Genomic DNA, 11,825 nt, shown 5'->3' with positions numbered 1-11,825 from the left:
AGTCGACCGCACCAACCACCGCGCAAACACCACCATCAACGTCCTCACCGAACATCGGTTGACAGCAGCCCCAAGCCCTTAACTTCCCGGCATTGGGACTAGTGGAGGCCCGCCGATGATCCGCCTCATCACCGCCGCCGTCCTCGTTCTGAGCGCCCTGAACGCTCCCGCCCACGCGGCCGGCGTGCCGACCTACACCTGCGACACCGTCCGCGGTGACCCGGGCGTGTCGGTGCTGTTCGGCCACTGCCACGCCTCGCCGGGCGCCGTGACCAACGGCCGCTTCAGCGGCGAGGCGATCGGGGTGGCCCACACGGTCCCGCTCAGGATCAAGTGCGTGAGCGGCGGCACGGCCGCCCTTCCCGAGGAGGTCACGCTGGTGGACTGCACGCAGATCAGCTGACCCGCGGCCCGGGGGCGCGGTCCGCGCGCCCCCGGGAACCACGGCCTCATTCGGCCGGGCAGACGGTGCCGGCCGGCGGCAGCTTCAGCTCGGTCAGGTACGCGGTCGCGTGCGCAATCGGGCACCTCTTGCCGCTGAGATACATGACGTGCCCAGGCCCGTCATAGCCCACGGTGACCGACCCCGGCACCATCCGGGTGAAACGCTCGGTCCACGGGAAGTCACCTTCCAGGGAGCCGACTCCCAGCACCGGCGGCACCCCGCGCACCTCCAGCGGGCGGGCCGGGTTGGCCACCGCCTCCGGCCAGCCGATGCAGCCCAGCGCGTCGAACGCGGCCCCGGCGAAGCTCGGCGCGACCTCGCGCAGCTCGCGGCGATACTCCCTGAGCTGCCCGTATCCGGTGTAGCCGCGCTCGTCGCCGCAGGTCATGGCCAGCATCCCGGGCATCGCCCACACGTGCGCGTTGCCGAGCACCCAATCGGCGAACCCGGACCCGTCGCCGCGCCGCGCCCGGTCGACGGACGTGGCCAGGGTGAGCCAGTTGGCGGCGTCCGGGCCGGGATCGGGGACGAAGCTGAAGCTGCGCAGGCGCCAGCCCGTCAGCTCGCCGGCACCGAACTGCTCCGACGTGACCGGGATCGGGTCGCGGTCGGCGGCGCGGGTGAGCTCGCGCCAGACCTCCGCGGCGTCCTCCCCGTGCAGCGCGCAGGCGGGCGTCTCCGCGCACCAGCGCCCGAACCGGGTCAGCGCCTCCTCCGCGCCGCGGAACGCCACCAGGTTGACGGCCGGCCAGCCCTCGGTCTGGTTGATCACCCCGTCCACGTACATGGCCCGGATGCGCTGCGGGAACAGCCGGATGTAGGCGGCCGCGGCGACGCCTCCGTACGAGTTGGCCATGAAGCTCAGCCGCTCCTCGCCCAGCGCCCGGCGGACGGCGTCCATGTCCTTGGCGACGGACAGGGAGTCCAGGTGCGCGAACAGGCCCGTTCGGTCGTCGGCCCGGCACGCGGCGAAGGCTCTGGCCATGGTCGCGGCCAGGGCGGCGTACTGCTTCCGGTCGCGGGGCTCGTACAGCGCGAACGGGGCGCGGGAGCACGAGGCGGGCATGGACTCGCGCCAGACGGTGGTGCGCGGCCGGTAGGCGACCAGGTCGAAGCGGCGGCGCAGGTCGGTGAGGTCGTCCGCCGCGTGCTTGAGGTCGTCGATGCCGTTGGCCCCGGGGCCGCCGGGCACGCCGAGCACGCTGCCGACGCGGCGCGCGGGCCCAGTGGTACCGGTGGCGGGCAGGCGGGCCAGGTCCAGCCGGACCTTCGGGCCCTGGGGCCGGGCCCAGTCCACGGGCACCTCGATCGTGGCGCACTCCATCCCGGCCGGCACGTTCGCGCCCGCGCACGGCCGCCACGGGAGCCGGGGCGTCTCAGCACTCGCCGGGGCCGTCAGCGTCATCGCCAGGGCCACAGCCACCGCCCCACTGATTCTGCCGAACATGTGTCTCCTCCATCCGACTTGTGGTCACCTCGCCCAGCCTCGTTCGCGGGCCCGGCCGCGGGCCACGGGGACGCCCGCCGGATCCGTTCGGGACATCCCCCGGGGGCTCACCGGGTGGCCGACCCGGGACGGGATCGTCACGCTGTAGGGGAGGAGAGAGGAGCAAGCCGGTGCGGATCTGGCGCGAGCTCGCCTACACGCTGACGCTGCCGCTGCTGGCGGCGGTCGGCCTGGTCCACCTGGTCGTCGTGCTGCTGAGCGCGCTCGCCTCGGCCTACGTCGTCGGGCTGCCGGTGCTGGCGCTGTGCGTGCTGGGCGCCCGGCGGCTCGGCGCGGTCAACCGGGTGCTGGCGGGGAGGCTGGCGGGGGTGCGGGTGGCGGCGCCCGAGCCGTTCCGGCCCGGCCGGGGGCCGGTGAACCGGCTGGGCTCGGCGCTCGGCGACGTCACCGGCTGGCGGGCCCTCGTGCACGCCTTCGCCCGGCTGCCCGCGGCCGTCCTCGCCGTCGCGGTGGCCGCCGGGTCGTGGGGGTTCGGGCTGGTCCTGCTCGCCTGCCCGCTGTGGTGGCGGACGTCGGCGATCCCGGCCCTGACGCCCGGCGGCTGGCCCGGCGCGCTGCTGATGAGCGCGGCGGGGGCGGTGCTGCTGCTCACGGCCCCGTGGGGGGTGCACGTGGCGCTGGCCCCGGAACGGCTGCTGGCGCGTACGCTGCTCGGCCCGGCTCCCGGTCAGGCCCGCATCCGCGCGCTGGAGGAGACCCGGGCGCTGGCCGTGAACGACGCCGCCGCCGTGCTCCGCCGGGTCGAGCGCGACCTGCACGACGGCACGGCCGCCCGCCTGGTCGCCCTGGCCATGAGCATCGGCATGGCCAGGGAGGAGCTGGACGCGGCCGACGACCCCGTCCGGCTCGACCGCGCCCGTACCCTCCTCGACAGCGCCCACCGCAACGCCAAGGAGACCCTGTCGGAGCTGACCGACCTGATCCGCGGCATCCACCCGCCCGCCCTCGACAAGGGCCTCGAGGTCGCCCTGGCCACGCTGGCCGCGCGCGGCCCGCTGCCCGTCGACCTCGACGCCGACCTGCCCGACCGGCCCTCGCCGGCCATCGAGACCATCGCGTTCTTCTGCACCGCCGAACTGCTGGCCAACGTGGCCAAGCACAGCGGCGCCCGGCGGGCCGCCGTCCGGGTGCGGTCGGAGGACGGGCTGCTGCGCCTGCGGGTGTGGGACGACGGCGAGGGCGGCGCGGTGGTGGGTGCCGGGTCGGGGCTGCGGGGGCTGACCGACCGCGTACGGGTGGTGGACGGCGAACTGGTGATCCACAGCCCCGCCGGAGGCCCTACGGTGGTCACCGTCGACCTCCCGCTGCACTCCCGGACGGAGCAGGCATGCGCATCGTGATCGCCGAGGACGCCGTGGTGCTCAGGGACGGCCTGTGCCTGCTGCTCACCTCGCGCGGCCATGAGGTGGCCGCGGCCGTGGGCGACGGCGAGGCCCTGGTGGCGGCCGTGGCCGAGCACCGCCCCGAGGTGGCCGTGGTCGACGTCCGCATGCCGCCGTCCCACACCGACGAGGGCCTGCGCGCCGCGATCCGGATCCGCCGCGACCACCCGGACCTGGGCGTGCTGGTGTTCTCGCAGTACATCGAGACCCGCTACGCCGCCCGGCTCCTCGCCGGCGGGGCGCAGGGGGTCGGCTACCTGCTGAAGGAGCGCGTCGCCGACGTCAGGGACTTCCTGACCGCCCTGGAGCGCGTCGCGGCCGGGGAGGCGGTGCTCGATCCGGAGGTGGTCACCCAGATCATGGGCGCCAGCGGGCGCGCCGACGCCCTCGCCCTGCTGTCGCCCAGGGAGCGGGAGGTGCTGGCCATGATGGCGCAGGGCCGCTCCAACAGCGCCATCGCCGAGGCGCTGTTCCTCTCGTACGGCTCGGTGGAGAAACACGTGACGCAGATCTTCACCAAGCTCGGCCTGACGCCCTCGGACGGCGACCACCGCCGGGTGCTGGCCGTCCTGCGTTATCTCCAGGTGGGTTCCGGCTCCTGACCGTGCAACCGAGGGTCGAAGGCGACAGCCCCGGGGACGCGTTGCGCGATCTGTACGCCCTGTTCTCGGAGGAGCCCGAGCTGCGCGGCCGCATCCGGCGCGGCGGAGCCGGCCCAGGTCCTGGAGGAACGGACCCTAGACCCCCAGCTTGACCGGCTCCCGCCGCTCCACGGCGGGCGCGTCGTCCTCCTCGTGCCCCTCGACCGACAGGTTCGGCAGGATCCGGTCCAGCCACCGCGGGCACCACCAGTTGAGCCGTCCCAGCAGCACCATCGTGGCCGGCACCAGGAACCCGCGGATGATCGTGGCGTCCACCGCGATGGCCACCGCCAGCCCCACGCCGAACGTCTTGACCATCGCATCCGGGTAGGCGATGAACGCCACGAACACCGCCACCATGATCAGCGCCGCCGACGTGATGACCCGGCCGGTCGAGCCGAGCCCCTCGGCCACCGACCGCGCGTTGCGCCCGTGCCGCAGGTACGACTGCCGCACCGCCGTCAGCAGGAACACCTCGTAGTCCATGGACAGCCCGAACAGCACCGCGAACAACATCAGCGGCACGTAACTCTCGATCGGCACCGAGAAGAAGATCGTCTGTACGTACGAGGCGCTGGCCGGCGCGTCCATGCCCACCAGCCCGCTGCCCAGCCCGATCGAGAACACCATGGCCAGCGCCCCGAACGCGGCCCCCAGCGACACCAGGTTCATCACCGCCGCCTTGATCGCGATGACCGGCGCGCGGAAGGCCAGCAGCAGGAGCAGGGCGCTGAGCAGCACCACGACGCCGATCACGAGCGGGGTGCGCTCGGCCATCCGGTCCCCGGCATCGGTCAGGGCCGCGACCTTGCCGCCGACGTGCACGTCCACGCCCGGCAGGGAGATGGCCCTGACGTCCCTGACTACCTGGGCGGCCCGGTCGTCGCTGGGGGCGTACTCGGTGATGGTCTGCAGCAGCACCGAGCGGCCGGAGGTGTTGACCTTGGGGTCGGCCACGTGGGCCACGCCCTCGACGGCCTTCACCTCGCGGACCAGGTCCTCGACGACGGGGTCCGCGGCGTCTTCCACCTTGGCGGGCAGCTCGGCGACCACGATCAGCGGCCCGTTGGAGCCGGGGCCGAAGCCGGTGGCCATGAGCTCGTACGCGCGGCGCGGCTCCGAGCCCTTCGTGCCGTACCCCTCGTCGAGCGCCCCGAGCTTCAGCGCCAGCGCGGGGGCGGCCAGCGCGCCCAGCACGACGACGCTGGCGAGCAGCACCTGCCACGGGCGGCGCGCCACCCACGAGCCCAGGCCCGCCCAGCCGGAGCCGGACGAGCCGGCACTGCGCAGGAAGGGCACCTTGAGCGCGTTGACGCGGTGGCCGAGCAGCCCGAGCAGGGCCGGCACCAGCGTGATCGAGGTCAGCACGGCGGCCACGACCGAGATGCCGGTGACCCAGCCGAGCGTGGCCAGGAGGGGGAAGCCGGCCAGCATCAGGGCGCTCAACGCGATGATCACCGTGCCGCCGGCGAACACGACGGCCCCGCCCGAGCCGGCCACGGTACGGCGGACGGACTCCACGACCGGCACCCCCTCGGCCAGCAGCCGGCGATGGCGGGACAGCAGGAACAGCGCGTAGTCGATGCCCACGCCGAGCCCGATCATCGTGGCCATGATGCCGGCCTGCTTGGGCATGTCCACGACCCACCCGAGCAGCCCGATGATGCCGAGCCCCGAGGCCACACTGACCAGCGCGGCGAAGATCGGGATCATCGCCGCCACCAGCGTCCCGAACGCGAAAACCAGCACCAGCAGCGCGCACGCCACGCCGATGATCTCGCTCGGCCCCGTCTTGATCTCCTTGTCGGCGGGGGTGGAGCTGTCGGCGGGCACGACCTCCAGCCCGGCGGCCCGCGCCGGGTCCGCGGCCTTCGACAGGGCCTGCGTGGTCTCGGCGATCTTGTCGGAGTCGTTGCCCTCCAGGCGGATGGTGATGAGGCCGATCTGCAGGTTGGAGGCGATGCCGCCGACGCGGTACGGGGTGTCCACCCGCTCGACGTGCGGCATCGTGCGCAGCCGGTCGACGGACTGCTCCACGGCCTTCTTGCGGGAGTCCTCGGTGAGGGGGCCGTCGGCGGAGTAGAGGAGCAGTTGTACCGTTCCGCCCGTGGCGTAGCCGAAGCCGGTCTTCATCAGGTCGTGGGCGCGCTGCGCGTCGGTGCCGGGGATGCTGGCGTCGCTGCTGGTCGGGCTGGGGAAGGCCAGGCTGCCGCCGATCAGCGCGGCGGCCGCGAGCACCCAGCTGATCAGCACGATCCAGCCGTGTCGCGCGCACCAGCCACCCAGACGTCCCAGTAACCGCGTCATCGCTCAGTCCCCCGGCTCGACGACCGTCCTGTACGGTCGTACAGGACATACGATAAAACGGGAAATATCCGGAAGGTTGTCTTCCACAGGGAATGAGACGATGACCACACCCGACGACACCCGCACCCGGATCCTGGCCGCCGCCAGGGAGCTGTTCGCCGAGCGTGGCTACGCGGCGACGTCGCTGGCCGACATCGCCGCCGCCGTCGGCCTGACCAAGACCGCGGTCGCCTACCACTTCCACCCGAAGGACCGCCTGGCGGCCGAGCTGCTGTCACCGGCGGCGGGTGACATGCTGGCGCTGCTCGACACCTCGTACGCGAGCCGGGGGGAGTTCGTGGAGGCGCTGGTCGGGTTCGCGGTGCGCTATCGCTCGGTGATCCGCCTGTTCATGGAGGACCTGGCCGCGGACGACGCGGCGACGACCCCGGGCTCGGAACGCGACACGGTCCGGACGTTCCGGGACGAGATCTACGCCAAGCTCGTGGGCGACGACCCCGGCCCGGAGGCCAGGCTCAAGAGCTGGGCGCTGCTGGGGGCGCTGCAGTGGGGCGCGGTCAGGACGATGGACCTGCCGGAGGAGCAGGTGCACGCCGTCCTCCTCGAGGCCGCCCGGGCGTACTAGAGCCCCAGCACCTCGCGCTCGACGTGGCCGAGCGCCAGCCGTACCGCGCCGAGCGCCACCGCCTCGTCCCCGAACGTGGAGGCCACCACCTCCGGGGCGCTCACGCACAGCTCGGCCAGGTGCCGCCGCAGCGGTTCGAGCAGCACGTCGCCGGCCCGCGCGTAGCCGCCGCCGAGCACCAGCAGGTCGGGGTCGATGGCCAGGGCCAGCGCCGAGGCGCCGATGGCCAGGTTCTCGGCGTAGCGGTCCACCCGCCGCAGCGCGTCGCGGTCGCCCGCCAGCGCCGCCTCGAACACCTCCGCCGCCGAGGCGTCCCTGACCAGCTCGCGGGCGGCGTCCTCCCAGCCGACCTGGCGCAGCGTGCCGATCTCGCCGGCGGCCCCGTTGCGCCCGGGATGCAGCCGCCCGCCGATCAGGACGCCGGCGCCCGCCCGGTGGCCGATCAGGACGTACACGACGTCGGAGGCGTGCTGCGCGCTGCCGCGCCAGTGCTCGGCCAGCGCGGCGAGGTTGGCGTCGTTGGCCGCCAGCGCGGCGCAGCCGAACCAGCGCCCGGCCAGCCCGGCCAGGTCCACGCCCGTCCAGCCGGGCAGCGTGATCGACAGGGACACGCGACCGCTGCGGTCCACGATGCCGGAGGTGCCCGCGGCCACGGCCCAGACCCGCCGGCGCGCCACGCCGGCGCCGTCCACGCACGTCAGCGCCGTACGCTCGGCCGCCTCCAGCCGCTCGTGGGCCGCGGCGCCGCCGGAGACCTCGGCCCGCTCCCACGCGATCACCTCGCCGTTGAGGTCGGCCAGCGCGGCCACGATCGCCTCGGCCCCGATCTCCACGCCCACCACGTATCCGGCGTCCGCGCGGAACCCGAACCGCCTGGCCGGCCGCCCCATCACGCCCTCGTCGGGCGGCACCTCCCGCACGTAGCCGCGCTCGCCCAGCTCGTCCAGCACCGCCTCCACCGTCTGCCTGGACAGCCCGGTGACGCGGCCGAGCTGGGTCAGCGTGGCCACGCCCGCGCGGCGCAGTGCTCTGAGCGTGACCTGGGTGTTCACCTTGCGCAGCAGGGACGCGTCACCCGGCCGGAGCTCGGTCACTTATGAGACCCTTTCCCATAACTTCCCTATTGACGACTACCAGCCCGGATCTTAGCATCGGCCGACATACGTGAATTAGTTACATAAATTGGAGGATGCGATGGTGACGCTCGCCGTCGTCGGCGCGGGTTCGCGGGGGACCTCCTATGCCCGCCACGCCGTCGGGAGCGGCCGGGCGCGGGTGGTCGCGGTGGCGGACCCGCTGGACGGCCGCCGCGGCAGGTTCCCCGGCGCCGAGCAGTACGCGGACTGGCGCGAGCTGGCCGCGCACCCCCGCCGCGCGGACGCGGTGATCATCGCGACCCAGGACCGGGACCACGTCGAGCCCGCGGTGCGCTTCGCCGAGCTGGGCTACGACGTCCTGCTGGAGAAGCCGATGGCGGTCTCCGAGGACGACTGCCGGGAGATCGTGGCGGCCGCCGAGCGCTCCGGCGCGATATTCGCGGTGTGCCACGTGCTGCGCTACACCCCGTACACGCGGGCCCTGAAGGCGCTGCTCGACGGCGGGCGGATCGGCGAGATCGTCAGCGTGCAGCACCTGGAGCCGGTGGGATGGTGGCACCAGGCGCACTCGTACGTGCGGGGCAACTGGCGGCGGACGGACGAGTCCACGTTCATGCTGCTCGCCAAGTCCTGCCACGACCTCGACTGGCTCGTCCACCTGACCGGCAGGCAGGTCACCCGCGTCTCCTCCTTCGGCGGCCTCAAGCACTTCCGCCCCGAGAACCGCCCGGACGGCGCCGCCGACCGCTGCCTCGACTGCGCGGTCGAGCCCTCCTGCCCGTACTCCGCCAAGCGCATCTACCTCCCGCTCGCGGGCAAGGAGGTCTGGCCGGTGTCGGTCCTCACCGACGACGTCTCCGAGCAGGGCTTGCTGGAGGCGCTCAGGACCGGCCCGTACGGCAGGTGCGTGTACGCCTGCGACAACGACGTGGTCGATCACCAGGTCGTGAACCTGGAGTTCGAGGGCGGCGGCACGGCGTCGTTCACCATGACGGGGTTCACCCCGGCGCTCCACCGGCAGACGCGGATCTTCGGCACCCGCGGCTCGATCGACGGCGACGGCGACCGCCTGACCGTCCACGACTTCGTCACCGGCCGCACCGAGACCGTCGAGACGTCCCCCACGGGCGACGCGACGGCCAGGGGCGGCCACGGGGGCGGTGACGAAGCGCTCGTGGAGGCGTTCCTCACGGCGGTCGCCACGAGGGACGGCTCGACGATCCTCTCCTCGCCCGGCGAGAGCCTGCACAGCCACCTCATCGCCTGGGCCGCCGAGCGGTCGCGGCTGACCGGCGAGACCGTCTCCCTGGACGGAACCCCCCGGCGACGGCACTCCATGTGACCGCCGTGCCGGCGCCCGGCCGTCTCCGGCTGTTCGTCCGACGCCGAAAGTCGCCAGATTGACCGCAGGCGCACTGAAGTAGCCGAAGAGCAGCCCATCGAGCCGTACGAACCGGAATACTGGTACGCCAGACTTTCATTTCACCCCTCCCCCCAGCACAGCAGGGAGTCCGTGCTTTGCGTACCTGGTTCGAGCCCGAGGAGGCCGAGGAGTTCGAGGCGGCCAAGACCGTGCTGATCCGGCGCTGCCTCTCCTGGGCGGGCCGGCACGGCCTCCCCGCCGACGACCTGCTGATCACCGCTGCCATCGACGCCCGCCACCAGAGCCGCGACGGCCGCCTGGCCTACTGGGACGCCCGCCAGATCCGGCGCTTCCTCCTGTCCTGGATCCCGCGGAACGTCGTGGCCCCGAGGGAGATCCTCGACACGGCCCCGGAGATCCTCCGCACCTACCTGCGCTACCTCGCCGCCACCGGCCTGCGCGACCCGCGCGGCGCCACGGAGGCGGAGACGGACCAGGCGATCACCCAGGCCGCCGCCGAGTTCCAGAAGGCCCTCGACGACCCCTACCGCCAGGGCCTGGCCAAGTTCTGGGCGCAGACGGCCCTCGACCACGGCCTCAACCTCACCGACCCCGGCACCTTCGAGGACTTCAAGAACGACCTCGACGCCGGCCGCATCCGCTACGACCAGGGCGTACTCGACAAGATCCTGGAAGCCCGCCTCACGGAGTCGGCTCTGGACGCCGACGACGAACGCGCCTACGTCCAACCCCCCATCGCCCTCCCTCCGGCCTCCGACCTCACCGAGGCCGCCACCCGCAGCAAGATCGTCCAGCAGCTCGTCACCCTGGCGGACTGGCTGGGCAAGGACGGCCGCCAGCTCACCAAGGCCGGCAACCTCCCCCTCACGGCCGCCCGCCAGCTGTCAGAGCTGCTCGGCACCGGCGAGGAGCGGTTGCACGTCCGCAGCAGCGCCGAGCTCCCGCACCTGAGCCTCCTCCTCGCCTGGGCGAAGGAGGCCCGCCTGACCCGCGTCAGCAAGGGCCGCCTCCTCCGCGTCGCCAAGGCCGCCCCTCTCCTCCGCGACCCGGAGGCCCTGTGGAGCCGCGCCTTCGCGGTGCTCCCGCACCTCGGAGGCGTGATCACCACCCCCGTCGCCACCTGGCGACCGGCCGCCCTGCTGGCGGAGCTCTTCGACGAGATCCTCCCGGACATCCTCAACACCCTGTACGGCATGGACGACATGCCGGTGATCCGCCTGGCGGAGACCGTATGGCTGGCCTGCCAGACGTCCTTCGTCTTCGACGACGCGGAGCCCCACCTCCGGGACCTGTGGCGCGAACAGGTGGCCCATGACCTCGAAAGCACCTTCGCGGTCCTGTCCGACCTGGGTGCCGTGGAGCTGACCCGAGGCCCGGCGGACGAGCTCTACTCCAGCGACCTCGACCACGAGGACCAGGAGCTCCCCCCGGAAGCGGTGGACCGCCTCCGCACCCGCCTCGCGGCCCCCGACCTCCTCCTGGCCACCCTCACCCCCCTCGGCCTGCGCGCCGTCCGCGAACGCCTCCTCGAGGAGGGCCGCGACGCCCCTCTGATCGGCGAGCTCGCCACCGCCCCACCCGCCGAACTCCTGGGCGTCCTCACCCAGCACTACCCGCCCCAGGAAGCCGCCGCCGAACTCAACGCCTGGCTGTCCCACCCGGGCCAGGACGTCGAATCCCTCCTGGAGGCCATCAGAGCCTGCCCGTTCCGCACCCGCACCGCCGCCATGCTCAGCGTCCTCACCGAAACCCTCCCCCAGGGCCCCGCCCTCCTCCGCAACCTCCGCCAGGACCCCATCCTCGGCCCCACCGCCCTGACCTTCCTCATGGACGAGGGCGAGATCGACCCGGGGACGCTCGGGGAGCGCGATCACCTGCTGCTGGGGGCGGAGAACTTCCTCACGTTGCTGGAACTCGGGGGCCCGGAGCCGTTGATCGAGCAGCTCAGGGCCATGGCGGGGAAGGACGCGTACGAGTTCGCGGAAGCGGTGCTGGCCTCGGGGCACCACGATGCGGAGGGCCTGGCGGAGATGCGCGACCTGGTCGCCGAACCCTTGCGCGCCGGCCGCCACCGCCTCCGCCTGGTCCACAGCGCCTCACCGGGCGAACGCGGCCGCCCCAAGGGCACAGGCAAGAAGCGCAGGCGCTGAGGACGGCTCCCCCGGCCGAAAGGCAAGGCCTTCCACAAGGGGGCGCTGCGCGCCGTTCGGTTCCAGACAGCGCCTCCCAAGGGGGCTTTGCCCCCTTCGATCCCCCGAAAACCCCGCTCGCTTCGCTCGCCGAGCACCCGCCGTTACCGGGTCGGCCGTCGAGCCCGCACCCGAGTAGATTTCGCTAACTCTCGGGATTCTCTCTTCTGAGGCCTGACAACACACCCACGTTCTACGGTGAACGAAACCTTCCTATCACGCACACCTCGGCCCTGCTGCCCATGCTC

9 protein-coding genes are annotated in these 11,825 nt (G+C 73.0%); 6 read left to right on the top strand and 3 right to left on the bottom strand.

Annotated elements, in window-relative coordinates; genetic code table 11:
- Window positions 1-115: 115 nt before the first annotated feature.
- Window positions 116-403, top strand: coding sequence for a hypothetical protein (locus tag AB0J69_RS45815; RefSeq protein WP_364131832.1), 288 nt, complete (start codon window positions 116-118; stop codon window positions 401-403).
- Between the two features lie 46 nt (window positions 404-449).
- Here AB0J69_RS45815 and AB0J69_RS45810 read toward each other — a convergent pair whose 3' ends face one another.
- Entirely contained in the window at window positions 450-1,892 is a 1,443-nt protein-coding gene (locus AB0J69_RS45810; protein WP_364131830.1) for an alpha/beta fold hydrolase, read from the bottom strand.
- A gap of 170 nt (window positions 1,893-2,062) precedes the next feature.
- Between AB0J69_RS45810 and AB0J69_RS45805 the strand changes: the two genes are divergently transcribed.
- A complete protein-coding gene (locus AB0J69_RS45805) occupies window positions 2,063-3,292 on the top strand; it encodes a sensor domain-containing protein (RefSeq protein ID WP_364131828.1) in 1,230 nt (409 codons plus the stop codon).
- On the top strand, window positions 3,280-3,936 hold the full coding sequence (locus AB0J69_RS45800) for a response regulator transcription factor (RefSeq protein WP_364131827.1): 657 nt from the start codon (window positions 3,280-3,282) through the stop codon (window positions 3,934-3,936). Before AB0J69_RS45805 ends, AB0J69_RS45800 begins: the two co-directional genes overlap by 13 nt.
- A gap of 135 nt (window positions 3,937-4,071) precedes the next feature.
- Here the strand turns inward: AB0J69_RS45800 and AB0J69_RS45795 are convergent, their stop codons facing one another.
- Window positions 4,072-6,282, bottom strand: coding sequence for an MMPL family transporter (locus AB0J69_RS45795; protein ID WP_364131826.1), 2,211 nt, complete (start codon window positions 6,280-6,282; stop codon window positions 4,072-4,074).
- A 100-nt stretch (window positions 6,283-6,382) separates the two neighbouring features.
- Here AB0J69_RS45795 and AB0J69_RS45790 point away from each other — a divergent pair, with 100 nt between their 5' ends.
- Window positions 6,383-6,907 carry a helix-turn-helix domain-containing protein gene (locus tag AB0J69_RS45790; RefSeq protein WP_364131824.1) on the top strand — a complete coding sequence of 175 codons (525 nt, stop codon included), beginning with the start codon at window positions 6,383-6,385 and terminating at the stop codon, window positions 6,905-6,907.
- On the opposite strand, the gene AB0J69_RS45785 is transcribed toward AB0J69_RS45790, so the two are convergent.
- Window positions 6,904-8,001 carry an ROK family transcriptional regulator gene (locus AB0J69_RS45785; protein ID WP_364131822.1) on the bottom strand — a complete coding sequence of 366 codons (1,098 nt, stop codon included), beginning with the start codon at window positions 7,999-8,001 and terminating at the stop codon, window positions 6,904-6,906. The two genes, AB0J69_RS45790 and AB0J69_RS45785, sit on opposite strands and share 4 nt — an antisense overlap.
- A 100-nt stretch (window positions 8,002-8,101) precedes the next feature.
- Between AB0J69_RS45785 and AB0J69_RS45780 the strand changes: the two genes are divergently transcribed.
- Together AB0J69_RS45780 and AB0J69_RS45775 are read left to right on the top strand one after the other, a co-directional pair.
- Window positions 8,102-9,346: a Gfo/Idh/MocA family oxidoreductase gene (locus AB0J69_RS45780; RefSeq protein ID WP_364131821.1), complete on the top strand. Its 1,245-nt coding sequence runs from the start codon at window positions 8,102-8,104 to the stop codon at window positions 9,344-9,346.
- Between the two features lie 176 nt (window positions 9,347-9,522).
- Window positions 9,523-11,538, top strand: coding sequence for a hypothetical protein (locus tag AB0J69_RS45775; protein WP_364131820.1), 2,016 nt, complete (start codon window positions 9,523-9,525; stop codon window positions 11,536-11,538).
- The last annotated feature ends 287 nt before the right edge of the window (window positions 11,539-11,825 follow it).

It is taken from the genome of Nonomuraea sp. NPDC049709 (genome assembly GCF_040674815.1).
In the GTDB taxonomy this organism is placed as follows: Bacteria; Actinomycetota; Actinomycetes; order Streptosporangiales; family Streptosporangiaceae; genus Nonomuraea.
Note: the sequence above shows the minus strand (reverse complement) of the source record. Positions and strands in the feature narration are given on the sequence as shown.

Excerpts from the sequence above, each read along its gene's own strand:
- AB0J69_RS45815 (WP_364131832.1), top strand. The coding sequence starts at position 116 with ATGATCCGCCTCATCACCGCCGCCGTCCTCGTTCTGAGCGCCCTGAAC.
- AB0J69_RS45810 (WP_364131830.1), bottom strand. The coding sequence starts at position 1,892 with ATGTTCGGCAGAATCAGTGGGGCGGTGGCTGTGGCCCTGGCGATGACG.
- AB0J69_RS45800 (WP_364131827.1), top strand. The coding sequence starts at position 3,280 with ATGCGCATCGTGATCGCCGAGGACGCCGTGGTGCTCAGGGACGGCCTG.
- AB0J69_RS45795 (WP_364131826.1), bottom strand. The coding sequence starts at position 6,282 with ATGACGCGGTTACTGGGACGTCTGGGTGGCTGGTGCGCGCGACACGGC.
- AB0J69_RS45790 (WP_364131824.1), top strand. The coding sequence starts at position 6,383 with ATGACCACACCCGACGACACCCGCACCCGGATCCTGGCCGCCGCCAGG.
- AB0J69_RS45780 (WP_364131821.1), top strand. The coding sequence starts at position 8,102 with ATGGTGACGCTCGCCGTCGTCGGCGCGGGTTCGCGGGGGACCTCCTAT.